Origin of the sequence: Xanthobacter sp. NM-25, from assembly GCF_022138605.1 — a bacterium.
Taxonomy (GTDB): domain Bacteria; phylum Pseudomonadota; class Alphaproteobacteria; order Rhizobiales; family Xanthobacteraceae; genus Xanthobacter.
Genome location: NZ_JACBFS010000002.1, coordinates 449,060 through 472,008 on the forward strand (window position 1 = coordinate 449,060; position 22,949 = coordinate 472,008).

Sequence of the window (22,949 nt, forward strand, 5' to 3'; positions counted from 1 at the left end):
AACCCCCTTTCCACCGCCCCCCTCAAACCGCTCACCCCCCATCCACCCCGCCGCCGCACCATTCAGCCCAACCCCCTGAAATCCCTCACGCTCCCCCTCTGGCACACGCCTTGCTGAAACGGTTCCAATCCCCCGGCCTCGACGCCGGAGGGGAGGACAAGGTCAGCCAAGGGGGGACGCCTTTATGGCCCTCGAGACGTTTTATGAAGTCATGCGGCGGCAGGGCATTACCCGCCGGTCGTTCCTGAAATATTGCTCGCTCACGGCGGCGGCGCTGGGCCTTGGGCCGGAGTTTGCGCCCAAGATCGCTCATGCCATGGAAACCAAGCCGCGCACCCCGGTGCTGTGGCTGCATGGGCTGGAATGCACCTGCTGCTCGGAAAGCTTCATCCGCTCGGCCCATCCGCTGGCCAAGGATGTGGTGCTCTCCATGATCTCCCTCGACTATGACGACACGCTGATGGCCTCCGCCGGCCACCAGGCGGAAGCCATTCTCGATGAGGTGATGACCAAGTATAAGGGCAATTACATCCTGGCCGTGGAGGGCAACCCGCCCCTCAACGAGGATGGCATGTATTGCATCATCGGCGGCAAGCCCTTCGTGGACCAGCTCAAGAAGGTCGCGACCGACGCCAAGGCCATCATCTCCTGGGGCTCGTGCGCCTCTTATGGCTGCGTGCAGGCGGCCCGGCCCAACCCCACCCGCGCCACGCCCGTGCATGAGGTGATCTTCGACAAGCCCATCATCAAGGTGCCGGGCTGCCCGCCCATCGCCGAGGTGATGACCGGCGTCATCACCTATATGCTCACCTTCGACCAGCTCCCCGCCCTTGATCGCCAGGGCCGGCCGCTGATGTTCTATTCCCAGCGCATCCACGACAAATGCTATCGGCGCCCCCATTTCGACGCCGGGCAATATGTGGAGAGCTTCGACGACGAAGGCGCGCGCAAGGGCTATTGCCTCTACAAGGTGGGCTGCAAGGGCCCCACCACCTACAACGCCTGCTCCACCGTGCGCTGGAACGATGGCGTGTCCTTCCCCATCCAGGCCGGCCACGGCTGCATCGGCTGCTCGGAAGACGGCTTCTGGGACAAGGGCTCGTGGTATGCGCGCCTCGCCGACCTGAAGGGCTCCGGCTTCGGCATCGAAAGCAATGCGGACAAGGTGGGCCTCGCGGCCGCCGCCGTGGTGGGCGGGGGCGTGGCGGTGCATGCCGCCATCAGCGCCCTGAAGCGCGCCCAGACAAAGCACGACGCAGGCAATGGCGCCGATAAGGGAGGCGACAAGTGACCATTCAGACGCCGAACGGCTTCACCCTCGACACGTCCGGCAAGCGCATCGTCGTCGATCCCGTCACCCGCATCGAAGGGCATATGCGCTGCGAGGTGAATGTGGATGATCAGAACATCATCCGCAACGCGGTTTCCACCGGCACCATGTGGCGCGGGCTGGAAGTCATCCTGAAAGGCCGCGACCCGCGCGACGCCTGGGCTTTCGTGGAGCGCATCTGCGGCGTGTGCACCGGCTGCCACGCCCTCACCTCCGTGCGGGCGGTGGAAGATGCGCTGAACATCACCATCCCCAACAACGCCTATCTCATCCGCGAGATCATGGCCAAGGTGCTGCAGTGGCACGACCACGTGGTGCACTTCTATCACCTGCACGCCCTCGACTGGGTGAACCCGGTAAACGCGCTGAAAGCCGACCCCAAGGCGACCAGCGTGCTGCAGCAGTCCATCTCGGCCCATTCCAAGTCCTCGCCGGGCTATTTCCGCGATGTGCAGAACCGGCTGAAGAAGTTCGTGGAGAGCGGCCAGCTCGGCATCTTCAAGAACGGATACTGGGACAACCCGGCCTATCTGCTGCCGCCGGAAGCGGATCTGCTGGCCGTCACCCATTATCTCGAGGCGCTCGATTTCCAGAAGGAAATCGTGAAGGTGCACACCATCTTTGGCGGCAAGAATCCGCACCCCAATTATCTGGTGGGTGGCGTGCCGTGCGCCATCAACATGAACGGGGATCTGGCCGCCGGCGCCCCGCTCAACATGGAGCGTTTGAACTTCGTGCAGCTGAAGCTGCAGGAAGCCTTTGAATTTTCCAAGAACGTCTATGTGCCGGATGTCATCGCCATCGCCTCTTTCTACAAGGGCTGGCTCTATGGCGGCGGCCTTTCCGGCCAGAACGTGATGGATTACGGCGACTATGCCGCCATCCAGGGCCAGAAGAAGACCGATCGCCTGCCCGGCGGCGTCATCCTCAACGGCAATTGGGAGGAAATCCATCCCATCGACCCGCGCGATCCCGAGCAGGTGCAGGAGTTCGTGGCCCACTCCTGGTACACCTATGGGGAGGCGGACAAGAACAAGGGCCTGCACCCGTGGGACGGCATCACCGACCCGCAATATGTGCTCGGCCCCAATGCCAAGGGCACCCGCACCAATATCGAGGCGGTGGACGAGAACGCGAAATATTCCTGGATCAAGGCGCCGCGCTGGCGGGGCAATGCGGTGGAGGTGGGCCCACTGGCCCGCTACATCCTCGCTTATGCCCATGGCGTGCCGTTCGTGAAGGGGCAGGTGGACGAGGCGCTGGGCGCCTTCAACACCTTGGCCGGCACCCAGCTCACCGCCAAGCAGGCGCTGCCCACCACCATCGGCCGCACGCTGGCCCGGGCGCTGGAGGCGCATTATTGCGCCCATATGATGCTGGACGATTTCAACGCCCTCATCGCCAATATCAAGGCGGGCGATACCGCCACCGCCAATATGGAGAAGTGGGACCCCGCCACCTGGCCCAAGGAGGCCAAGGGGGTGGGCACGGTGGCGGCGCCGCGCGGCGGCCTCGGGCATTGGATCAAGATCAAGGACGGGCGGATCGAGAACTACCAGTGCGTGGTGCCCACCACCTGGAACGGCGGCCCGCGTGATCCCAAGGGCAATATCGGCGCGTTCGAGGCCTCCCTCATGAACACGCCCATGGCGCGCCCGGAAGAGCCGGTGGAGATTCTGCGGACCCTCCACTCCTTCGATCCCTGCCTCGCCTGTTCGACCCATGTGATGTCGGACGACGGCGAGGAGCTGGCCCGCGTCAGCGTGCGCTGAGGAGGTGAGCCATGACCGATGCATCGATCCCCGGCACCGCCCCCCCGGCGGACCGCGCCCCGGCCGCGACCACGGCCGCGGTGAAGGGTGGAAAGTCCCTGACCACCGTCTATGTCTATGAGGCGCCGGTGCGCCTGTGGCACTGGGTGAATGCCCTGTGCATCGTGGTGTTGTGCGTCACCGGCTATTTCATCGGTTCGCCCTTCCCCACTTTGTCGGGGGAGGCGAGCGCCCATTACCTCATGGGCACCATCCGCTTCATCCACTTCTCTGCGGGCTACATTCTCGCCGTGGCCTTCATCGGCCGGGTGGCGTGGGCGTTCGTGGGCAATACATATTCCCGCGAGCTGTTCACCCTGCCGCTCTGGAAGAAGAGCTTCTGGAAAGGCCTGTTCACCGAGATCCAGTGGTATGCCTTCCTGAAGCCCCGGCCACTGAAGTTCGTGGGCCACAATCCCCTGGCGCAGACCTTCCTGTTCCTGGTGATGGTGCTGGGGCTCATCTTCATGATCGTTACCGGCTTTGCCCTCTATTCGGAAGGCACCGGCGCCGGCTCCTGGCAGGATCGCCTGTTCGGCTGGGTCATCCCGCTGCTCGGCGGCTCCATGCAGGTGCACACCCTGCATCACCTCGGCATGTGGGTGATCATCCTGTTCATCATCATCCACGTCTATTCGGTGATCCGCGAGGACATCATGAGCCGTCAGTCCATGGTCTCGGCCATCACCAACGGCTACCGCACCTTCCGCGACGACGATCCGGACTGAGGCGTCCGGCCTGCAACCTGAAAGGGCGCGGCCAAGGCCGCGCCCTTTTGCATTGCTGAACCGCGTGAGCGGAGCCGGTCCATGCCCGCTCCGGCAAAAATTGGATTTCAGATTTCCAAATTTACAGAATATCGGACATTATCCTTCCATTTTAAGCTGCAGCCATACCGGAAGGTATGCAATGCCGGCAAGACCGATCAAGGCGTTAGCAGCCCCCGGCCACCCTGGCACGGTCTTTGAATTGGTCCACTTCCATTCAGGCGGCAGCAGACCGCCGTGGGAGGATCAGGCCGAACGGAGGCGTCGCATGGCCGACGAATGTATACCCGCGCGCATTTTGGTGCTCGGCATCGGCAACATCCTGTGGGCCGATGAAGGCTTCGGCGTGCGCGTGCTCGAGGCGCTCGACCGCGACCATGTCTTCCCCGACATCGTCACCCTGCTCGATGGCGGCACCCAGGGCCTCTATCTCCTGCCCTATCTGGAAGAGGCGGACGGCGTCGTCATCGTCGATGCGGTGGATTACGGCCTTGCCCCCGGCACCCTGCACATCCTGGCCGATGAGGCGGTGCCCGCCGTACTCGCCACCCGCAAGGTGAGCCTGCACCAGACCGGCTTCCAGGAGATCCTCGGCCTTCTGGCGCTGCGCGGCCACACCCCGGGGCACATGGTGCTGGTGGGCGTGCAGCCGGAAATTCTCGACGATTACGGCGGCGGCCTCACCGCCACCGTCGCCGCCCAGGTGGCACCGGCGGCGGCCAAGGTGCTGGAGGTGCTGGCCACCGATTTTGACATCATTCCGCAGCCCCGCCCCCGGCGCGATGGCGGCTTCATCGCTGCGCCCATCGCCCGCGATTCTTACGAAACCGGCCGGCCCAGCGCCGAGGAGGCCTGCCGCATCGGCGACCCCCGCATTCTCGCCCGCAGCTGAAAGCCCTCACCCATGTGTCTCGGCCTGCCCATGCGCATCATCGCCTCCGACGGCGCCTTCGCCTCGTGCCTCGCCGAGGACCGCAGCGAGCGGGTGGACCTGTGCCTGGTGCCCGAGGCCCGGGTGGGCGACCACGTACTGGTGTTCCAGGGCACCGCCCGCCGCCTGCTGGAGGCGGAGGAAGCCCGCCTCATCACCGAGGCGCTGGCGGGCGTCGCCGCCATCATGGCCGGCGAGGCCGATGCCGACCGGATCGACCGCGCCTTCGCCGATCTCGCCGATCGCGAGCCCGAGCTGCCGCCGCACCTCGCCGCCGCCTATGCCGCCGGCCGAAAGGAAGCCTGATGTCGCAGGACGCCCTCCACCCCTTGGTGCGCCGCCTCCTCACCGAGCGCGCCTATGCCTATGTCGAAGCCGCCGAGGATGCCGCTGCCCTCGATGCCCGCGACCATCTCCTGTTGCTGCCCGCCCACGGCAAGGCGCACCTGGAGAGCCCCGACATCGCCGTGGTGCTGCCCGAGCTGGTGAAGGCCCTGGGCGGCGAGGCGCAGATCGGCGGCGCGGTGGCCGGCCCCAAGGCGGAAGCCGCCTTCCGCGAGGCGCTCAACCTCGCCTTGCCGGCCATCGTGGTGCTGCGCGCCGGCGTACCGTTGGGCGCCATCTCCCGCATGCGGGACTGGGATGAATATCTCGACCGCCTCGGCGCCCTGATGGACGCCCCCTCCACCGCCACCCACTGAGGCTTTCCCCATGGCTTCCAGCCCCTTCGCCACCCAGGCCCCCATGGGCTTCGGCCCCGGCAGCCAGCCCACCGCCGAGGAAGAAGGCCTCGCCTATCTGCCCATGCCCTCGGGCATGCGCATTTTCGAGGCCCACCTGCCGGAAGTGGAGGACAAGGCCCGCTTTGCCCCCGCCCTCAAGGTGGTGGCCGAGATCCTCGATGCCCTGAAGGCCTGGACGCCGGGTGGCAGCCTCACCATCCCGCTCAGCCATCTCGATGCCGACAATCTCGCTTTGGTGGACGAGACCCTGGGCGAGGGCGAAGTGGCGGTGAAGGTGGCCGGCACCGATGGCCGGGCCATGGAGATCCAGGAAGCCACCTTCGCCGGCGTGTGGCGCCTGCGCGGCGCCGCCGGGGCCGACCGGGTGGAGGTGGGCGCCTTCCCGCGCGGCGCCATCCTGCGCGCCCACGACCCGAACTGGGCCATCGACACCGCCGCCCTGTCCGGGGGTGGGCCGGGCATCTTCAACGCCCCCACCCTGCTGGTGGAGATCGACCACCGCACCCGCAGCCTCACGCCCGGGGCGCCGCCCCATGTCATCAACCTCTCCCTGCTGCCACACACACCTGAAGACCTCGCCATGCTGGACGCCCGGCTGGGCCAGGGCGCGACGGTGGTGCTCTCCCGCGGCTATGGCAATTGCCGCATCGATGCGGCGGCGCTGAAGGGGGTGTGGCGGGTGCGCTTCTACAATTCCACCGACATGCTCATTCTCGACACCATCGAACTGTGCGAGGTACCGGAGGTGGCGTGCGCGGCGGCGGAGGACATCGCCGATTCCGCCGAGCGCCTCGCCGACGTGCTCGTGGCCATTTCGTGAGGCGGCCATGAACATCTCCGCCTTCCCCCATGGCCGGTTCGAGGGCTCCTACCTCGGCGATCGCGCCCGCCTCGCCCCCACCGCCCGGCTCGAATGCAAGGTGTGCTGGCACGTCTATGACCCGGCCGAGGGCTGCGACACCTGGCAGGTGCCGCCCGGCACCGCCTTCAATGATCTGCCGGACGACTGGCGCTGCCCGGTGTGCGACGGCGCCCGCGACCAGTTCATGGTGCTCGATGGCGGCGCCGCCGGCGCCACCGCCGTGGTCGATGCCCCCTCCCCCGAGGACGCGGCGCTGGACGAAACCCTGCGCACCCTCCCCGGCCGGCTGGAAGCGGTGTTTCAGGAGATCAATGCCTCCCGCATGAAGGGGGTGCCGTTCGTCAACGGGGCGCTGTCGGTGAAGGCGGTGGGCTTCCGCATTCTCGAGGGGCGCCTGGTGGGCGTGCTGGTGACCCCGTGGTTCATGAACATCATCGCGCTGCCGAAGCCGGGCGAGGACTGGACGGGCCTGCCCACGGGCACCCGGGCGCTGATGGATTTTCCCTCCGGCACCTATGAATTCCTCTCCGCCGAACGGCCGGAGACGGGGCCCTACCGGGCGTGCTCCCTGTTCTCCCCCATGTTCGATTTCTCCTCCATGCTGCAGGCGGTGGAGACGGCGGAAGCCATCATCCCCGCTTTGCTCGATCCCGCCAATCGCGAGGAGGGCAGCCGCGCCGGCGAGATCCGCCGGCGCGCCGAGGACGCGGCCGCCCGGCAGGCGGAAGAAGAAGCGGCGCAGCGCGCCGCCCTGGAGGCGGCGGCGGATGCGCCCGCACGCGAAACGCCCTCCGCCCTGTCACGCCGCGCCCTCATCTTCGGCCCCGGCCTCGCGAGCCAGGATGTAGCCAAGGATGCGGCCGGCCAGGAGGCCACGGCGCAGGAGGCAGGGCGCGAGACATCGGAACGCCAGCCCGGCGGGCACCCGGCCGCCGAACACCCGGTGGCGGCGGGTCAGGCCGCTGCGGACCCCATGGCGGCGGGCGGACCGGCGCGGACCGGCGCGACCAGCGACCGAATGGTGTCGGCGGATGACGCCCTTGCGGACGCAGGGACAGCCCGGCCATGACCTCCCCCCGCGCCAGCCTCCAGCGCCTCACCATCACCCCTGCGCCAAAGGGCGACGGCTGGCGGTTCGTGCGCGCCGAGGGGCCGGATCCGGCGCGGGTTCTGGAAGGGCGCACGGTCGCGGAGGCCGCCCGCCTGGCGCCGCGCATCTTCAATCTGTGCGGCGCCGCCCACGGCTTCGCCGCCGCCCGGGCGCTGGGCCTGCCGGCGGAGGCCGATGCGGAGGCCATGATACGGGAGAGCCGGCGCGACCACGCCCTCGCCATTCTCCACACCTGGCCAAGCCTCTGTGGCGGCGCGCCGGACCGCGCCGCCCTCGCCAGCCTCGCCCAGCCCGGCGGGGCACCTGCGGGTGGGGCACCTGCGGGTGGGGCACCTGCGCTGGCGGGCGCCCTGGTGGGCGAACGGCTGGCAGCCGAAGATTTCACCGCCCAATCCGTCGCCGCGCTGAACCGCTGGCTGGCGGCGGGCCCCACCGCCACCGCCCGCATCCTCTCCCGCCTGCGCGGGCTCGATCCCGCCTGTGGCCGCGCCGGCCTGCCCGAGCTCGGCCGGGTGGATCTGGAGCGGGCATTGCTTGGCGACCTCCAGCCGCCGCTGCACGCACGCGGCGCAACGCCGCCGGAGCCGGCACCCTTCCCCCTGCGCGAAACCGGCGCCCTCGGCCGGGTGGCCGCCACGCCCCTCTTCGCTGAACTGCTGGCGGCCGAAGGGCCGAGCCTGTTCGTGCGCCTGCTGGCGCGGCTTGCCGATCTTCTCTCGCTGGGCGCGGTCATGCCGGGCAGCAGCCATGCGCCCCTCGTGCCCTTCGGCGCGACACGGGCGGACCGGTCCGCCGGCCAGTCGACCCTTAGCCTCGGCCATGCGGAAGCCGCCCGAGGCCTGCTCGGGCATGGGGCGCAGGTGGTGGCGGGCCGGGTGGCGGGCTATCGCATCCTCTCCCCCAGCGCCTGGAACCTCGCCCCCGGCGGGCTCTTGGAGCAGGCGTTCGCGCGCCTTGCGCCGGGGCCGGACACCGCCTTCGTGGCGGGCTTCCTGATCAGCGCCATCAATCCGTGCGTGCCGGTCACCCTCGATCTGCAAGGAGCCCTCGCCGATGCATGAGATGGCCCTGTGCGAAAGCCTGCGTTCCGCCATGGAAGACGCGGCCCGCACGCAGAATTTCTCCAAGGTCACGCGGGTGCGCCTCGCCGTGGGCCGCTTCGCCGGGGTGGAGGTGGAGGCGCTGCGCTTCGGCTTCGACGTGGTGATGCAGGGTTCGCTCGCCGAAGGCGCCGAACTGGTGGTGCTGGACGAGCCCGGCACCGCCTGGTGCTTCGATTGCGGCAATACGGTGCCCCTGGCGCACCGGCTCGATCCCTGCCCCCGCTGCGGCGGCGAACGGCTGGTGCCCAATGGCGGCACCGAAATGACCATCAAAGACCTGGAGGTGATGTGATGTGCACGGTGTGCGGCTGCGCCGGTGACGGCGCCACCATTTCCGAGGCCCACGGTCACGACCACGGGCATGATCACGCCCATCATCATGACCATGGGCACGCGCACGCTCATGCACATGACCATGGCGGCGCCGTGCATACCCATGCGGACGGCACCACTCACAGCCATGCCCATTCGCAAGACGCCCACCCGCAAGACACCGCGCCACAAGACACCGCGCCACAGGAGCGCGCCGGCACCCTCGATTACGGCCAGGGCCCGGCCCGCGCCCATGCCCCGGGCCTCAGCCAGGCCCGCATGGTGGAGATCGAGACCAATATCCTCGCCAAGAACGACGGCTATGCCGGTACCAACCGCGCCCGGCTCGATGCGGCCGGCATCCTGGCGCTGAATCTCCTTTCCGGCCCCGGCGCCGGCAAGACCACGCTTCTGGTGGAAACCCTCAAAGCCCTTGCCGGCCGGCTGCCCGCCGCCGTCATCGAGGGCGACCAGCAGACCGACAATGACGCCGCCCGCATCCGCGCCGTGGGCGTGCCGGCGGTGCAGATCAACACCGGCAAGGGCTGCCACCTGGACGCCCACATGGTGGGCCACGCCCTCGAAAAGCTGCCCCTGCCCCAAGGCGGCGTGCTGTTCATCGAGAATGTGGGCAACCTCGTGTGCCCCGCCGCCTTCGATCTCGGCGAGACCGCCCGCATCACCCTCATCTCGGTGGCGGAAGGCGACGACAAGCCGCTGAAATATCCCGACATCTTCCAGGGCGCCGAGCTGGTGCTCATCACCAAGGCGGACCTGGCGCCTTATGTGGATGCGGACATGGCGGCGCTGGAGCGCAACATCGCCCGGGTGAACCCCAAGGCGGAGATCCTGCGCGTCTCCGCCCGGGGCGAAGTGGGCCTCGCCCGCTGGCTCGCCTGGCTGGAGCGCCGGCGCGCCAGCCGGCTCGAGGCCCTCGCCATCGCCGCCGAGGCCAAGGCCCGCACTCTGCGCGCCGCCGCCGGCCTCCTCGCCGCACGGGAGGCCCACTCATGACCCGCCGCCCCGCCCTTCTCGTGGTGGATGACGAGCCGCGCTCGGTGGAAGTGATCGCCCGCGTGCTCGACGAGGAATTCGACGTCTTCACCGCCGGCAGCGCCGACGAGGCCCGGCGCATCCTGGAGAACGAGTGGATCCAGGTGATCTTCTGCGACCAGCGCATGCCCGGCACCTCCGGCGTCGCGCTGCTCACCGAGGTGCGCGAGCGCTGGCCGGACATCCTGCGCATCATCGTCACCGGCTATAGCGAGCCCGAGGACATGATCGGCGCCATCAATGCCGCCGGCATCTACCAGTTCATCCCCAAGCCCTGGCATCCCGACCAATTGCTGCTCGCCGCCCGCAACGCCGCCCATCTGTTCGATCTGCAGCGCGAGCACGAGCGGCTGAGCCTCGAAATGAAGCTCACCGCCACCACCGCCGAGGCGCGCCTCGCCGCCCAGCGGGAACGGGTGGCACAGATCTTCCATTTCGACACGCTGATCCGCGCCCCCGGCAGCCCGCTCTCCGACACCTGTACCCGCGGCGCCAAGGTCGCCACCTTCGACGTGCCGGTGCTGATCCATGGGGAGACCGGCACCGGCAAGGAACTCCTGGCCCGCGCCATCCATTATTCCAGCCTGCGCTCGGACCGCCCGTTCTTCGCCGTGAACTGCGGGGCCATCCCCGACGAGCTGCTGGAATCCGAATTGTTCGGCCACAAGAAAGGCTCGTTCACCGGCGCCCACGTCACCCGCATCGGCCTGCTCGATCAGGCGGATGGCGGCACCATCCTGTTGGACGAGATCGGCGACATCTCCCCCGCCTTCCAGGTGAAGCTGCTGCGCTTTTTGCAGGAAGGCGAGATCCGCCCGGTGGGCTCCAACGAGGCCAAGCGCGTCAATGTGCGGGTGCTCGCCGCCACCCATCGCGACCTCGTCGGCGAGGTGGCCAAGGGCCGCTTCCGCGAGGATCTCTATTACCGCCTCTCCGCCATGGTGCTGACCCTGCCGGCGCTGCGCGAGCGGCGCGCCGACATCCCGGTGCTGGCGCAGAGCATCCTCGATGCGCTGGCCGCCCAGCACGGCAAGCGCGCCAAGGGCTTCAGCCCCGAGGCGCTCGCCTGCATGCAGGCCTATGACTGGCCCGGCAACGTGCGCGAACTGCAGAACGAGATCACCCGCATGCTGGTGCTGGCCGAGCGCGAGACCCTGGGCGCCGACCTGCTCTCGCCCCATCTGGTGCGGGCAGCGGCCATCACCACCGCCCGCGCCGAGCCGGAGGTGATCACCTTGCCCGAGTCCGGCCCGCTGAAAGACCGCATCGAGCGCATGGAAGCCTCCATCCTCACCGAAACCCTGGTGCGCTGCCGCTGGAACAAGAGCCGCGCAGCGGAGGAGCTGGGCCTGTCGCGGGTGGGGCTGCGCGCCAAACTCGACCGCTACGGCATCGCCCGCGACCGCACCTTCGCCCAGCCGCATTGAAGACGAACGGAGAACCGCCATGTGTCTCGGCATTCCTGGGCGCATCGTCGCCGTCGCCGATGAGGAGGCCATGCTGTGCGTGGTGGATGTCTCCGGCGTGCGCCGCACTGTGGACGTGGTGTGCGTGGCCGCGCCCGGCGCGCCCCTCGCAGATCTCGTGGGGGCCTGGGTGCTGGTGCATGTGGGCTTCGCCATGAGCGTCATCGACGAGGAGGAGGCGGCCGCCACCCTGAAGGTGCTGACCGAGATTGGCGAGGCGGCGGCGGAAATGGAGGCGCTCACCGCCGGCGCTATCGCCCCCCTCGCCTCCCAGCCGGCCGGACAGGAGTGAGCCCATGCGCTTCGTCGATGAATTCCGCGATCCCGCTCTGGCCAGGGCGCTGGTGAAGGAGATCGAGGCCATCTCCGCCCGGCTGGAACGCGGCCGCGACAGGCCGTTCGCCATCATGGAAGTGTGCGGCGGGCACACCCACGCCATCTTCCGCTATGGCCTCGAAGGGCTTTTGCCGGATCTGGTGGAATTCGTGCATGGCCCCGGCTGCCCGGTGTGCGTGCTGCCCATGGGCCGGGTGGATGACTGCGTGGCCATCGCCGAACGGGAAGAGGTGATCTTCGCCACCTTCGGCGATGCCATGCGAGTGCCGGGCTCCAGGAAGAGCCTGCTCCAGGCCAAGGCCGAGGGCGCCGACGTACGCATGGTCTATTCCCCCCTCGACGCCCTCACTTTGGCCACGCGCAACCCGGAGCGCGAGGTGGTGTTCTTCGGCCTCGGCTTCGAGACCACCATGCCCTCCACGGCGCTCACCGTGCTGCGCGCCGCGCGCGAGGGGGTGGAGAACTTCTCTTTGTTCTGCAACCACATCACCATCATCCCCACCCTGCGGGCGCTGCTGGAGCAGGAGGATTTCGGCATCGACGGCTTCATCGGCCCGGGCCATGTCTCCATGGTCATCGGCACCGAGCCGTACCGCTTCATCGCCGATGAATTCAAGAAGCCCCTGGTGGTGGCGGGCTTCGAGCCCATCGACCTGTTGCAGTCGCTGCTCATGGTGCTGCGGCAGATCGAGGCGGGGGACGCCCGGATCGAGAACCAATATGCCCGGGTGGTGCCGCCCCACGGCAACCCCGCCGCCCTGAAGGCGGTTGCGGAGGTCTATGAGCCGCGCCCCACCTTCGAATGGCGCGGCCTCGGCTCCATCGCCGGCTCCGGGGTGCGGCTGCGCGAGGCCTTCGCCCGCTTCGATGCGGAACGCCGCTTCGCGGTGCCCGACGTGAAGGTGGCGGACCCCGCCCAATGCCGCTGCGGCGCCGTGCTCACCGGGGCGGAAAAGCCCTGGGCCTGCCCCGAATTCGGCAAAGGTTGCACGCCGGAAACGCCGCTCGGCGCGCTCATGGTGTCGTCGGAAGGATCGTGCGCCGCCTATTACCAATACGGCGGCCTGAGGGGAGAAGCCGCATGAACGCCCCCGCAACGCCCACCCGCCGCCGCGCGCTCACCCAGAGCACCATCACCCTCGCCCATGGGGGCGGCGGCAGCGCCATGCGCGACCTCATCGACGACGTGTTCCTCTCGACCTTCTCGGGCGCCGGCCACCCGGCTCCCGAGGACCAGGCGCGGTTCGATCTCGCCGCCCTCGCCGCCAAGGGCGACCGGCTCGCCTTCACCACCGACAGCTTCGTGGTGGACCCCCTGTTCTTCCCCGGCGGCGACATCGGCACATTGGCCGTGTGCGGAACGGTGAACGACCTTGCCGTGGGCGGGGCGGTGCCGGTGGCGCTCTCCTGCGCCGTCATCATCGAGGAGGGGCTCAAGGTGGAGGAACTGCGCCGGGTGGTGGCCTCCATGGCCGAGACCGCCCGCGCCGCCGGCGTCGCCATCGCCACCGGCGACACCAAGGTGGTGGCCCGCGGCGCGTGCGACAAGCTGTTCATCACCACCACCGGCATCGGCGTGGTGCGCACCGGGCTCGATGTGGGCATCACCAAGGCGCGCCCGGGCGATGTGGTGCTGGTGAACGGCCTGCTGGGCGACCACGGTGCCGCCATCCTCAACGCCCGGGGCGATCTGGCGCTGGAGACGGAAATCACCAGCGATTGCGCCCCCCTCCACGACCTCATCGCCACGTTGATCACCGCCACCCCGGGCATCCGCATGATGCGCGATGCCACCCGTGGCGGCGTCGCGGCGGTGGTGAACGAGCTGGCGGAGGCGAGCGCCGTGGGCGTGCGGCTCGACGAGCTCGCCTTGCCCATGCGGCCGGAGGTGCAGGGCTTTTGCGAGATCCTGGGGCTCGACCCGCTCTATCTCGCCAACGAAGGCAAGATCGTCGCGGTGGTGCCATCGGACGAGGCCGAGGCAGCCCTTGCCGCTTTGCGCGCCCACCCGCTCGGGCGCGATGCGGCGGCCATCGGCACCATCACCAGCGGCCGGCCCGGCCGGGTGACCATGGCGACCCGCTTCGGCGGCGAGCGCATCGTCGACATGCTGGTGGGCGACCAATTGCCCCGCATCTGCTGAGGGCCGCCCGCGCACCTGCGCACGGCCCATCGGTCCCGCAGCGCACAACAAAAACCGCTTGTGAAGCGGCGGCCGGACTGCGTAGCATCCCCCCGTCTTCACCAGGGGCTTGGCTGGGCCAGCCTCTCAGCTCGATCGACATTCGAGCACGATGGCCCGTCGTTGGGCGTTCCCTCTCCCGCTTTCGGGGGAGGGTGAGGGAGGGGGCCAGGACGGCGTCCTGCATCGCAGAAACTGGCATTTGAAAACTTGGCATTTGAGAACTTGGCATTTGAGAACTTGGCATTTGAAACTTTTTTCACTTTCGAGGCACGGCCCTTCGCCTCGCAATTCGGTTCACGTGACTGGCGATTGCCCCCTTCCCCGACCCTCCCCCGCAAGCGGGAGAGGGAGGGGCACCAAGAGGAACACGTTGCTGGTGAGGAGGTGAACGGTGGCGGGGGAATGAGCCGCGCTACGTGCCGGCGGGTCTTCGCCGACCCTGCCGTGCTCACGCAGCCCATGCCTGAAGGTGAGGACGCGACGGGCCTGCGATCCCCGCTAATCCCGCGCAGGCCGGATGAAACAGAATGAGGGCCACGGCGTTCAGCCTCTGACATCAGCCCCGCTTTGCAGGAGAACCCTCGTGCTCGACACCCATGCCGAACGCGACCGCATCGAAGACGGCGTGCGCGCCGCTCTGCCACGCTGGGGGCTCGATCCCGATGCGGAGATGCGCCTCATCACCGTGTCCGACAACGCCACCTACAGGGTGCAGGACGGGCGCGACGGCGATGTGGTGCTGCGGGTGCACCGCTCCGGCGCCCACTGCCGGGCCGAGATCAAGTCGGAACTGGCCTGGATCGAGGCGCTGCGCGCCGATGATGTCATCACCACGCCGCGCCCCATCCCCCTCGCCGAGGGCGGCTTCATCGCCGATGTGGCGGGGGTGGGCGCCAGCCACCATGTGGTGGCCTTCGAGTTCATGCCCGGCCGCGAGCCCTCGCCCGATGAGGATCTGGTGGCGTGGTTCCGCCACCTCGGCACCCTTCACGCCCGGCTGCATGCCCATGCCCGCCGCTGGAAGCGCCCCGAAGGCTTCGCCCGCAAGGTGTGGAATTTCGAGAGCACGCTGGGCGCCAAGCCGTTGTGGGGGGATTTCCGCAACGCCCTCGGTCTCGACGACCAGGGCCGGGTACTGCTGGAGCGCACCGCGCGGATGCTGAAGGACAAGCTGCGACCGCTGGAACAGCCGGACGGCTTCGGCCTGGTGCATGCCGACCTGCGGCTCGCCAATCTGCTGGTGGACGGCGACCGGTTCGCCCTCATCGATTTCGATGACTGCGGCTTCTCCTGGTTCCTCTATGATTTCGCCGCCGCCATCTCCTTCCTGGAGCACGAACCCTATGTGCCGGCCCTGAAGGCCGCCTGGATGGAGGGCTATCGCGCCGAGCGGCCGCTGCCGGGTGATGTCTCCGCCCAGCTCGACGTCTTCGTGATGCTGCGCCGCATCCTGCTCACCGCCTGGGCCGCCTCCCACGGCGAACGCCCCGCCGCCCAGGCCCTCGGCCCCGCCTTCACCGATGGCACGGTGGCCCTCGCCGAAGCCTTCCTCTCCCGCCACGGCTGAGGCCCCCGCGGGGCACCGCTTCATCACGGGCAAACGCGGGGGCCGTTTCCTGTGACCTCGCCCCCGGTGCACGCCGCCCTGCCGTGACAGCGCCGCAACCCTGGGCTAGAGCACTCGCCCGTTCATTGAATCGGGGACATGCTCCAGCGCTGCGCAGGGGCGCCTGAGCCTCAGGCTGCTTCGGGCATCCCCCGAAACCCGTATTAAGGATCCCCCATGGCCGCTACGCCGTCTGCCACCAAGGCTGCTGAAACCGAAGCCATCGCCCGCATCATCGCCGGCGAGATCAGCGCGCGGCCGGCCCAGGTGAGCGCGGCGGTGGGGCTGCTGGACGAAGGCGCCACGGTGCCTTTCATCGCCCGCTACCGAAAGGAAGTCACCGGCGGCCTCGACGACACCCAATTGCGCACCCTGGAGGAGCGCCTGTCCTATCTGCGCGAGCTGGAGGCGCGCCGCGCCACCGTGCTCGCCTCCATTGAGGGCCAGGGCAAGCTCACCGATGACCTGCGCGGTAAGCTCCTCTCCGTCACCACCAAGGCGGAGCTGGAAGACCTCTATCTGCCCTATAAGCCCAAGCGGCGCACCAAGGCGGAAATCGCCCGCGAAAAAGGCCTCAGCCCGCTGGCGGAAACCCTTTTGGCCGATCGCAGAAGCGTGCCGGCGGAGCTGGCCACCCGCTTCCTCAACGATCAGGTGGCGGACGTGAAGGCCGCCCTCGACGGCGCTCGCGACATCCTGGTGGAGACGTTCGCGGAAAATGCCGATCTGGTGGGCCGCCTGCGCACCTATATGAAGAGCCAGGCCGTGCTCAAGGCCAAGGTGGCCGAGGGCAAGGAGGAGGCCGGCGCCAAGTTCCGCGACTATTTCGACCATGCGGAAAAATGGGCCACCGCCCCCAGCCACCGGGTGCTGGCCATGCTGCGCGGCCGCAACGAGGACATGCTGACCCTCGACCTCGTCGTGGACGAGGACGCCACCGCCCCCATCAAGCCGGTGGAGCGGCTGGTGGCCGAGGCTTACGAGATCCCCCTCGCCAATGGCGGCCCCGCCGATGCCTTCCTCCTGGACGTGGCGCGCTGGGCCTGGCGGGTGAAGCTCTCGCTGCACCTCACCATCGATCTCATGGGCGAGCTGAGGGAGAAGGCGGAGGAAGAGGCCATCCACGTCTTCGCCCGCAATCTCAAGGACCTGCTGCTCGCCGCCCCGGCCGGCTCGCGGGCCACCATGGGCCTCGACCCCGGCATCCGCACCGGCGTGAAGGTGGCGGTGGTGGATGGCACCGGCAAGGTGCTCGCCACCTCTACCGTCTATCCGTTCCAGCCCCGCAACGATGTGCAAGGAGCCATGGCGGAGCTGGCCAGCCTCATCCGCCGCCATCGGGTGGAGCTGATCGCCATCGGCAACGGCACGGCGAGCCGCGAGACCGACAAGCTCGCCGCCGATCTCCTCTCCGCTTTGCCGCCGGATGCCGCCGGCAAGAAGCCCATCAAGGTGGTGGTGAGCGAGGCCGGCGCCTCGGTCTATTCCGCCTCCGCCACCGCCGCGGCCGAAATGCCCGATCTCGATGTGTCCCTGCGCGGCGCCGTCTCCATCGCCCGCCGGCTGCAGGACCCGCTGGCGGAGCTGGTGAAGATCGAGCCAAAGTCCATCGGCGTCGGCCAGTATCAGCACGATGTGGATCAGGCCCGCCTCGCCAAGGCCCTGGATGCGGTGGTGGAAGACGCGGTGAACGCCGTGGGCGTCGACCTCAACACCGCCTCCGCCTCGCTGCTCGCCCGGGTGTCGGGGCTCGGCACGTCGCTGGCGGAGGCCATCGTCGCCCACCGCGATACGGTGGGGGCGTTCAAGACCCGCAAGGAACTGCTGAAGGTCTCCCGGCTCGGCCCGCGCACCTTCGAGCTCGCCGCCGGCTTCCTGCGCATTCCCGATGGCGCCGAGCCGTTGGACGCCTCGGCGGTGCATCCGGAAGCCTATGAGGTGGCGAAGAAGATCGTTGCCGCCTGCGGCCGCGACGTGCGCGCGCTGATGGGCGATACGGCGGCGCTGAAAGCCCTCGATCCGCGCACCTTCGTGGACGAGCGCTTCGGCCTGCCCACGGTGCGTGACATCCTCTCCGAATTGGAGAAGCCCGGCCGCGATCCGCGCCCCGCCTTCAAGACCGCCACCTTCGCCGAGGGGGTGCACGAGATGAGCGACCTCAAGCCCGGCATGGTGCTGGAAGGCACGGTGACCAATGTCGCCGCGTTCGGCGCCTTCGTCGACATCGGCGTGCACCAGGACGGGCTGGTCCATGTCTCCGCCCTGGCCGACCGGTTCGTGAAGGACCCCCATGAGGTGGTCAAGGCCGGTGATGTGGTGAAGGTGCGGGTGGTGGATGTGGATGTGAAGAGGAAGCGCATCGCCCTCTCCATGCGCAAGGACGACGCCGGCGGCCGGCCCGCAGGCGGCACCCCCGACCGCGCCACCGCCCCGCGCGACGGCAAGCGCGGCCTGCCCCCGCAGGGCAAGCGCAGCAACGACAAGCCAGACCAGGGCGCATTCGGCGCGGCCCTGGCCGAGGCGCTGCGGCGCAAGGGGGGCTGACCTGAGAGCCTGTTTGGGAAATCGGCGGACATGCTCTAGCTTGAAGCGAAACAGGCGCCAGCACGGGGAGGGACGGCAGCGGTGAGGAGGCGGCCTTCGCATCTGCGCGCCTTTGCTGCCCTCCTTGCAGCCTATGGCCTCGTGCTGCAGGCGCTGCTGCTGGGCCTGGTGCTCGGCGTCTCGGCGGCGGCCGCATCCAGTTCCTCGCCCGGCTGGCTGGCGCTGTGCACCCCCTCGGGCACGACACCGACCCCGGAAGGCGGCGGGCCGAAGACGGGCGCCCCCACCTGCTGCGTCGCCGGCGCCTGCGGCCTCGGTTTCGGCCTGCCTGGCGGCACCGCCAGCCCCCTCGACATTCCGCTGCGCTTCGCACAAGCCGCGGTTCTGCCGCCGGCGCGCGCGATCATCGCGCCGCAGCGGCGCGGACATCTGCCGCAAGCGCGCGCGCCCCCAGCCCCGACACGCGGCTGAACCTGTCCCGTATCTCGCCTGCAACCCGTCCGCTCCGGCACCGCCGGGGCCGCGGCGCGGGCACATGCCATCCCGCGCGGCCCCGTGGCCGCTTCGCGTCACCTCCATTTTCGGACATCACTCCATGACCCATCTTCCCCGTTTCCGCTCCGCCACCCGCCGTTCCGCCTTGCGCGCCCTGGCGGGGGCTGCGCTCGTCACCGGCCTCGCGGTGTTCTCCGTCGACGCCGGCATCGCCCATGAGTTCAAGATCGGCAGCATCGAGGTCGTCCACCCCTGGGCCCGGGCGACCCCGGCCGGCGCCAAGGTGGGCGGCGGCTATGTGGTGTTGAAGAATGACGGCGCCACCGCCGATCGCCTGGTCTCCGCCACCGCCGAGGTGGCCGGCCGGGTGGAGATCCACGAGATGGCCATGAAGGACGGCGTCATGACCATGCGCCCCCTGCCCGACGGCCTGCCGGTGCCGGCCCATGGCGAGGTGGCCCTGAAACCCGGCAGCTACCACATCATGTTCATGGATCTGAAGGCCCCCCTGAAGCAGGGCGAGAGCGTGAAGGGCAGCCTGACCTTCGAGAAGGCCGGCACCGTGGACGTCACCTTCAAGGTGGAAGGCATCGGCGCCAGCGCCCCCGATCACGGCAGCCACAGCGGCCACTGAGGGCCCACTGCAAAGCAAAAGGCCTCCGCGGCGACGCGGAGGCCTCAAGCACAAGCCTGGGCAGAGCTGGCGAACAGCACGAACTGGGACACACTATCGGCGAGCGCAAACGGCAGCCGACGATCGCGCGTGGCGGGCACGCGCCCGGCGCGCCGGCCCGTCAGCGGCTGGCCTTCACCTTGGCATAGCTGGGCACCAGACGGCGCAGCAGCACGCGGCGACCACGTGGCGGCTCGTCCTCGTCGCTCATCAGCATGACGGCGAAGCCCATCTGCACGCTGCCGAAGGTGATGCCGAGACCGAAGGTGAGCAGCACCACGGCCAGCAGGCCATCGGAGGAGGTGCGCACCAGCGTGCCGAGATTGGCCACGTCGAACGCCACCAGAGCGCCGACGAACACCGCCGCCAGCGACACGCCGATCACCGCGTGACCGACCAGGAACTTGACGAGAGCAGGCATCTGTCCTTCCCCTCTCCGCGGACCCGCGCAGGGCTGACCGTGCCATCTGAACCAATGGCACCGGAACCAACGCCATCCGGACCCGCCGCGGCACGCCGGGCACACGCCGCAGCACCGCTTCGATTAAGCTGTTATATTCTCACGGTTGCGCCCATCGAGGCAAGGCCGCAGCCGGGCGGCAACGTCGCAGGGATCAACCCGGCGCGCGCGTCGCATTGATCCGCCGCAAGGCGCCTCGGCCGGCACCGCGGAACCTTAAGAGCATGGCCGGACCGAACCGTCCGGACACATGACGCAGCAAGGAGGCAAGCCATGGGATCCTTCGCCAAGTCCAACCGTCTGGTGCTGGTGGCCGACGGCGCGAAGGCGCTGCTGTTCGCCGATACGGGCATCGCCCCCCAGCCCAAGCTCACGGTGGTGGAAACCGTGACGGAGCCGCATCCCTCCACCACGGCCCAGGGCACGGAGCGGCCCGGTCGGGTGCACGAATCGGCCGGCGTCTCCCGCAGCGCCGTGGAGCAGCCCGACCTCCATGATGCCGCCGAGACCGCCTTTCTCACCCGGCTGGCGGCCCGCCTCGGCGCGCTGGTGGAAAGCGGCGAGGTGAAGCGCATCCTGCTGGTGGCGCCGCCGCGGGCGCTGGGAGTGCTGCGCGAGGCCCTGCCCGCCGCGGTGCGCCCACTGGTCAGCGGTGAGGTGGCCAAGGATCTGGTGAAAATGCCGGTGGACGAGATCGAGCGGCTGATCGCCACCTGAACCAACCAGACGAACCGCCGGATCAACGGAAACGGGAAACGCTCCGCCATGGCGCCCACCGGCCCCCAAGCTCCAGTGCCGCCCGCTCCAGAGCCGCCATCCCCCACCGCCCGGCGCGCCGGGCGGCTGGCCCTGTGCGCGGTTCTCGTCACTTTGGTGGCGATCAGCGGCGCCGTGGTCACCCGTCCGGCCATTCCCGGCTGGTATGCGGGGCTCGAGAAGCCGGCGTTCACGCCGCCCAACTGGGCCTTCCCGGTGGCCTGGACCCTGCTCTACGCCGCCATGGCGCTCGCCCTGTGGCGGCTTTGGGAGCGTCCGCCCAGCCCGGCGCGACGGCGGGCCATCCTTCTGTTCATGGTGCAGCTGGCGCTGAACGCCGCTTGGTCCCCGGTCTTCTTCGGCCTGCACGCGCTCCAGGCCGCTCTCGTGCTCATCGGGCTGCTGGTGGTGGCCCTCGCCGCCACCGTGCGCGCGGCGCTGGCGGTGGATGGGCCGGCGGCGGCGCTGCTGCTGCCCTATCTGGCCTGGGTGTGCTACGCCGCAAGTCTCAATGCCATGATCGCGCATCTCAACTGACGCGGCGGGCGGCGGGGGAACGCCATGCTCCACTGGTCCATCACTCTGTTCATTCCGCTGGCCCTGGCCCTGGTGGCCGGCGTGCTGCTGCTGGGCCTGTTCAATTTCGCCGCCGGCGGCAGTCCGCAGCGCTCACAGCTGCTGATGCGGCTGCGCATCATTTTCCAGCTTCTGGCGGTGCTGCTGGTGGCCGCCACGGTGTTCGCCATGTACCGATAGGCCACGCGCGCCACCGCGAGCGATCATCCGGCACCACGCCTGCCCGAACGTCAGCGGCCGGAACGGCCCATGCCGGAGCCGATGCACCGGCGCCAGATGACGCCGGCAACCGGGTGCGCTATGCGAGCCCACCCGCGGCCGCCACCGCCCGCGCCGTGTCTCCCCAGCCTCGAGGCCCTGCCCATGGTCAAGCTCAACAAGATCTACACCCGCACCGGCGATGCCGGCACCACCGGCCTCGGCACCGGCGCGCGGGTGGCCAAATACGACCTGCGGGTGGCGGCCTATGGCGCGGTGGACGAGACCAACGCCGCCATTGGCATCGCCCGCCAGTACCTGGCCGGCGAGCCGGAATTGGCGACCATTCTCACCCGCGTGCAGAACGATCTGTTCGATCTCGGCGCCGACCTGTGCACCCCGGCCACCGCCGACGAGGCCCCGGGAGCGGCCCTGCGCATCGTGCCGGCGCAGGTGGATGGCCTGGAACGCGACATCGACACCCTGAACGCCGCCCTCACCCCCCTCACCTCTTTTGTGCTGCCGGCCGGCAGCCCGGCCGCGGCCCACCTGCATCTGGCCCGCACCATCTGCCGGCGGGCCGAGCGGGACATGGTGGAGCTCGCCCACAGCGCCCCCGACGCCGTCAGCGCGCCGGCGCTGCAATATGTGAACCGGCTGTCGGATCTGCTGTTCGTCGCCAGTCGCTACGCCAACGGGCGCGGCACCGCCGATGTGCTGTGGGTGCCCGGCGGCGGTCGCTGAGGCACCGCCCGTTCCGCTTCCCCTCCCTCCTTCCGCCGGGGACCACGCCATGTTTGTGCCCGTTGCCGACAGCAACCCGCTGGAGCACGTGCGCCGGCCCTACGTGACCTACGGGCTCATCGTCCTCAACCTGGCGGTGTTCGTGCTGCTGCAGCAGGGCTATGGCGAAGCCCCGGCTCAGGCGGCCATGCTGTCGTTCGGCGCCATTCCGGCGGTGCTCACCGGCGCCGCCGTGCTGCCCGAGGGCTATCTGCAGCTGCCGGCCGACCTTGCGCTGGTGAGCTACATGTTCCTGCACGCGGGATGGCTGCACCTTCTCGGCAACATGGCCTTCCTCTGGGTGTTCGCCGACAATGTGGAGGACGCCATGGGCCATGGGCGCTTCCTCCTCTTCTATCTGCTGTGCGGCATCGCCGCCGGCCTCGCCCATGTGGCGGCGCAACCGGATTCGGAAGCGCCCCTGGTGGGCGCCTCCGGCGCGGTGGCGGGGGTGATCGCCGCCTATGTGATCCTGCATCCCCACATTCGGCTGTGGGTGCTGGCACTGGCCAAGATCCCCCTGCGGGTGCCGGCCTATGTAATGATCGGCGGATGGCTCGCCCTGCAGGTGTGGCAGATTCTGACCGCCAGCGATGGGGAGACCGCCTGGTGGGCGCATCTCGGCGGCTTTCTCGCCGGGGCGGTGCTGGTGGTGGTGATGCGGCGGAGCGGGGTGCCGCTGTTCGATCGCGATCCATCCGGTGGCAGGGGCGGCCGGTGACCATTCAAGCGCGAGCGTTGACACGATTTATGCCCCCTCCTACGTTGCCGGCCCTAAGGTTTGCTGCAATGCAGGGAAACCGAAGGAAGTGGAGGCCTCGGCGCCGTTCGCGCGCTGCCGGACCTTC

At 69.0% G+C, this 22,949-nt stretch carries 25 protein-coding genes; 24 read left to right on the forward strand and 1 reads right to left on the reverse strand.

Annotated features, from left to right (window positions below; genetic code table 11):
- Positions 1–184: 184 nt before the first annotated feature.
- From MEU52_RS07865 to MEU52_RS07955, 19 genes are all read left to right on the forward strand, one after another.
- Positions 185–1,291 (forward strand): hydrogenase small subunit, encoded by a 1,107-nt coding sequence (locus MEU52_RS07865; RefSeq protein WP_238120512.1) that lies wholly within the window; start codon positions 185–187, stop codon positions 1,289–1,291.
- Positions 1,288–3,102, forward strand: coding sequence for a nickel-dependent hydrogenase large subunit (locus MEU52_RS07870; RefSeq protein WP_238120511.1), 1,815 nt, complete (start codon positions 1,288–1,290; stop codon positions 3,100–3,102). The genes MEU52_RS07865 and MEU52_RS07870 overlap by 4 nt, the downstream gene beginning before the upstream one ends.
- An 11-nt stretch (positions 3,103–3,113) precedes the next feature.
- A complete protein-coding gene (cybH, locus tag MEU52_RS07875; RefSeq protein ID WP_238120510.1) occupies positions 3,114–3,869 on the forward strand; it encodes a Ni/Fe-hydrogenase, b-type cytochrome subunit in 756 nt (251 codons plus the stop codon).
- 307 nt (positions 3,870–4,176) lie between these two features.
- Positions 4,177–4,800, forward strand: coding sequence for a HyaD/HybD family hydrogenase maturation endopeptidase (locus tag MEU52_RS07880; RefSeq protein ID WP_238120509.1), 624 nt, complete (start codon positions 4,177–4,179; stop codon positions 4,798–4,800).
- Between the two features lie 12 nt (positions 4,801–4,812).
- Positions 4,813–5,145 (forward strand): HypC/HybG/HupF family hydrogenase formation chaperone, encoded by a 333-nt coding sequence (locus MEU52_RS07885; protein ID WP_238120508.1) that lies wholly within the window; start codon positions 4,813–4,815, stop codon positions 5,143–5,145.
- Positions 5,145–5,540, forward strand: coding sequence for a hydrogenase (locus tag MEU52_RS07890; protein WP_238120507.1), 396 nt, complete (start codon positions 5,145–5,147; stop codon positions 5,538–5,540). The genes MEU52_RS07885 and MEU52_RS07890 overlap by 1 nt, the downstream gene beginning before the upstream one ends.
- 10 nt (positions 5,541–5,550) lie before the next feature.
- Complete coding sequence (locus MEU52_RS07895; RefSeq protein WP_238120506.1) at positions 5,551–6,402, forward strand: hydrogenase expression/formation protein; 852 nt, start codon at positions 5,551–5,553, stop codon at positions 6,400–6,402.
- A 7-nt stretch (positions 6,403–6,409) separates the two neighbouring features.
- On the forward strand, positions 6,410–7,513 hold the full coding sequence (gene hybE, locus MEU52_RS07900; protein WP_238120505.1) for a [NiFe]-hydrogenase assembly chaperone HybE: 1,104 nt from the start codon (positions 6,410–6,412) through the stop codon (positions 7,511–7,513).
- A complete protein-coding gene (locus MEU52_RS21785; RefSeq protein ID WP_273546097.1) occupies positions 7,510–8,616 on the forward strand; it encodes a hypothetical protein in 1,107 nt (368 codons plus the stop codon). Before hybE ends, MEU52_RS21785 begins: the two co-directional genes overlap by 4 nt.
- On the forward strand, positions 8,609–8,950 hold the full coding sequence (hypA, locus tag MEU52_RS07910; RefSeq protein WP_238120504.1) for a hydrogenase maturation nickel metallochaperone HypA: 342 nt from the start codon (positions 8,609–8,611) through the stop codon (positions 8,948–8,950). Before MEU52_RS21785 ends, hypA begins: the two co-directional genes overlap by 8 nt.
- A complete protein-coding gene (gene hypB, locus MEU52_RS07915) occupies positions 8,950–9,984 on the forward strand; it encodes a hydrogenase nickel incorporation protein HypB (RefSeq protein WP_238120503.1) in 1,035 nt (344 codons plus the stop codon). The genes hypA and hypB overlap by 1 nt, the downstream gene beginning before the upstream one ends.
- Positions 9,981–11,450 carry a sigma-54-dependent transcriptional regulator gene (locus tag MEU52_RS07920; RefSeq protein ID WP_238120502.1) on the forward strand — a complete coding sequence of 490 codons (1,470 nt, stop codon included), beginning with the start codon at positions 9,981–9,983 and terminating at the stop codon, positions 11,448–11,450. Before hypB ends, MEU52_RS07920 begins: the two co-directional genes overlap by 4 nt.
- Before the next feature lie 19 nt (positions 11,451–11,469).
- A complete protein-coding gene (locus MEU52_RS07925; RefSeq protein ID WP_238120501.1) occupies positions 11,470–11,781 on the forward strand; it encodes a HypC/HybG/HupF family hydrogenase formation chaperone in 312 nt (103 codons plus the stop codon).
- A 4-nt stretch (positions 11,782–11,785) separates the two neighbouring features.
- Positions 11,786–12,910 (forward strand): hydrogenase formation protein HypD, encoded by a 1,125-nt coding sequence (gene hypD / locus MEU52_RS07930; protein ID WP_238120500.1) that lies wholly within the window; start codon positions 11,786–11,788, stop codon positions 12,908–12,910.
- Positions 12,907–13,968, forward strand: coding sequence for a hydrogenase expression/formation protein HypE (hypE, locus tag MEU52_RS07935; RefSeq protein WP_238120499.1), 1,062 nt, complete (start codon positions 12,907–12,909; stop codon positions 13,966–13,968). The genes hypD and hypE overlap by 4 nt, the downstream gene beginning before the upstream one ends.
- A gap of 625 nt (positions 13,969–14,593) precedes the next feature.
- Positions 14,594–15,577: a phosphotransferase enzyme family protein gene (locus MEU52_RS07940; protein ID WP_238120498.1), complete on the forward strand. Its 984-nt coding sequence runs from the start codon at positions 14,594–14,596 to the stop codon at positions 15,575–15,577.
- Positions 15,578–15,793: 216 nt separating this feature from the next.
- Positions 15,794–18,160, forward strand: a complete 2,367-nt coding sequence (locus MEU52_RS07945) for a Tex family protein (protein WP_238120497.1) — start codon at positions 15,794–15,796, stop codon at positions 18,158–18,160.
- Between the two features lie 81 nt (positions 18,161–18,241).
- Positions 18,242–18,631: a DUF2946 family protein gene (locus tag MEU52_RS07950; protein ID WP_238120496.1), complete on the forward strand. Its 390-nt coding sequence runs from the start codon at positions 18,242–18,244 to the stop codon at positions 18,629–18,631.
- A 124-nt stretch (positions 18,632–18,755) separates the two neighbouring features.
- On the forward strand, positions 18,756–19,289 hold the full coding sequence (locus MEU52_RS07955) for a copper chaperone PCu(A)C (protein WP_238120495.1): 534 nt from the start codon (positions 18,756–18,758) through the stop codon (positions 19,287–19,289).
- Between the two features lie 160 nt (positions 19,290–19,449).
- Here the strand turns inward: MEU52_RS07955 and MEU52_RS07960 are convergent, their stop codons facing one another.
- Positions 19,450–19,749: a hypothetical protein gene (locus tag MEU52_RS07960; RefSeq protein ID WP_238120494.1), complete on the reverse strand. Its 300-nt coding sequence runs from the start codon at positions 19,747–19,749 to the stop codon at positions 19,450–19,452.
- A gap of 312 nt (positions 19,750–20,061) precedes the next feature.
- Between MEU52_RS07960 and MEU52_RS07965 the strand changes: the two genes are divergently transcribed.
- From MEU52_RS07965 to MEU52_RS07985, 5 genes are all read left to right on the forward strand, one after another.
- Positions 20,062–20,505 carry a host attachment protein gene (locus MEU52_RS07965; protein WP_238120493.1) on the forward strand — a complete coding sequence of 148 codons (444 nt, stop codon included), beginning with the start codon at positions 20,062–20,064 and terminating at the stop codon, positions 20,503–20,505.
- 48 nt (positions 20,506–20,553) lie between these two features.
- The gene (locus tag MEU52_RS07970) at positions 20,554–21,081 is read left to right on the forward strand and encodes a TspO/MBR family protein (RefSeq protein WP_238120492.1); all 528 of its coding nucleotides are present in this window, start codon (positions 20,554–20,556) and stop codon (positions 21,079–21,081) included.
- A gap of 24 nt (positions 21,082–21,105) precedes the next feature.
- Complete coding sequence (locus MEU52_RS07975; RefSeq protein ID WP_238120491.1) at positions 21,106–21,300, forward strand: twin transmembrane helix small protein; 195 nt, start codon at positions 21,106–21,108, stop codon at positions 21,298–21,300.
- 183 nt (positions 21,301–21,483) lie between these two features.
- Positions 21,484–22,062: a cob(I)yrinic acid a,c-diamide adenosyltransferase gene (locus MEU52_RS07980; RefSeq protein ID WP_238120490.1), complete on the forward strand. Its 579-nt coding sequence runs from the start codon at positions 21,484–21,486 to the stop codon at positions 22,060–22,062.
- Between the two features lie 49 nt (positions 22,063–22,111).
- Positions 22,112–22,822: a rhomboid family intramembrane serine protease gene (locus MEU52_RS07985; protein ID WP_238120489.1), complete on the forward strand. Its 711-nt coding sequence runs from the start codon at positions 22,112–22,114 to the stop codon at positions 22,820–22,822.
- Positions 22,823–22,949: the final 127 nt, after the last annotated feature.

What these genes read in the sequence shown, in the direction of transcription:
- MEU52_RS07865 (WP_238120512.1), top strand. Translation starts at nt 185, where the DNA reads ATGGCCCTCGAGACGTTTTATGAAGTCATGCGGCGGCAGGGCATTACC.
- cybH (WP_238120510.1), top strand. Translation starts at nt 3,114, where the DNA reads ATGACCGATGCATCGATCCCCGGCACCGCCCCCCCGGCGGACCGCGCC.
- MEU52_RS07880 (WP_238120509.1), top strand. Translation starts at nt 4,177, where the DNA reads ATGGCCGACGAATGTATACCCGCGCGCATTTTGGTGCTCGGCATCGGC.
- MEU52_RS07885 (WP_238120508.1), top strand. Translation starts at nt 4,813, where the DNA reads ATGTGTCTCGGCCTGCCCATGCGCATCATCGCCTCCGACGGCGCCTTC.
- MEU52_RS07890 (WP_238120507.1), top strand. Translation starts at nt 5,145, where the DNA reads ATGTCGCAGGACGCCCTCCACCCCTTGGTGCGCCGCCTCCTCACCGAG.
- MEU52_RS07895 (WP_238120506.1), top strand. Translation starts at nt 5,551, where the DNA reads ATGGCTTCCAGCCCCTTCGCCACCCAGGCCCCCATGGGCTTCGGCCCC.
- hybE (WP_238120505.1), top strand. Translation starts at nt 6,410, where the DNA reads ATGAACATCTCCGCCTTCCCCCATGGCCGGTTCGAGGGCTCCTACCTC.
- MEU52_RS21785 (WP_273546097.1), top strand. Translation starts at nt 7,510, where the DNA reads ATGACCTCCCCCCGCGCCAGCCTCCAGCGCCTCACCATCACCCCTGCG.
- hypA (WP_238120504.1), top strand. Translation starts at nt 8,609, where the DNA reads ATGCATGAGATGGCCCTGTGCGAAAGCCTGCGTTCCGCCATGGAAGAC.
- hypB (WP_238120503.1), top strand. Translation starts at nt 8,950, where the DNA reads ATGTGCACGGTGTGCGGCTGCGCCGGTGACGGCGCCACCATTTCCGAG.
- MEU52_RS07920 (WP_238120502.1), top strand. Translation starts at nt 9,981, where the DNA reads ATGACCCGCCGCCCCGCCCTTCTCGTGGTGGATGACGAGCCGCGCTCG.
- MEU52_RS07925 (WP_238120501.1), top strand. Translation starts at nt 11,470, where the DNA reads ATGTGTCTCGGCATTCCTGGGCGCATCGTCGCCGTCGCCGATGAGGAG.
- hypD (WP_238120500.1), top strand. Translation starts at nt 11,786, where the DNA reads ATGCGCTTCGTCGATGAATTCCGCGATCCCGCTCTGGCCAGGGCGCTG.
- hypE (WP_238120499.1), top strand. Translation starts at nt 12,907, where the DNA reads ATGAACGCCCCCGCAACGCCCACCCGCCGCCGCGCGCTCACCCAGAGC.
- MEU52_RS07945 (WP_238120497.1), top strand. Translation starts at nt 15,794, where the DNA reads ATGGCCGCTACGCCGTCTGCCACCAAGGCTGCTGAAACCGAAGCCATC.
- MEU52_RS07955 (WP_238120495.1), top strand. Translation starts at nt 18,756, where the DNA reads ATGACCCATCTTCCCCGTTTCCGCTCCGCCACCCGCCGTTCCGCCTTG.
- MEU52_RS07960 (WP_238120494.1), bottom strand. Translation starts at nt 19,749, where the DNA reads ATGCCTGCTCTCGTCAAGTTCCTGGTCGGTCACGCGGTGATCGGCGTG.
- MEU52_RS07965 (WP_238120493.1), top strand. Translation starts at nt 20,062, where the DNA reads ATGGGATCCTTCGCCAAGTCCAACCGTCTGGTGCTGGTGGCCGACGGC.
- MEU52_RS07970 (WP_238120492.1), top strand. Translation starts at nt 20,554, where the DNA reads ATGGCGCCCACCGGCCCCCAAGCTCCAGTGCCGCCCGCTCCAGAGCCG.
- MEU52_RS07975 (WP_238120491.1), top strand. Translation starts at nt 21,106, where the DNA reads ATGCTCCACTGGTCCATCACTCTGTTCATTCCGCTGGCCCTGGCCCTG.
- MEU52_RS07980 (WP_238120490.1), top strand. Translation starts at nt 21,484, where the DNA reads ATGGTCAAGCTCAACAAGATCTACACCCGCACCGGCGATGCCGGCACC.
- MEU52_RS07985 (WP_238120489.1), top strand. Translation starts at nt 22,112, where the DNA reads ATGTTTGTGCCCGTTGCCGACAGCAACCCGCTGGAGCACGTGCGCCGG.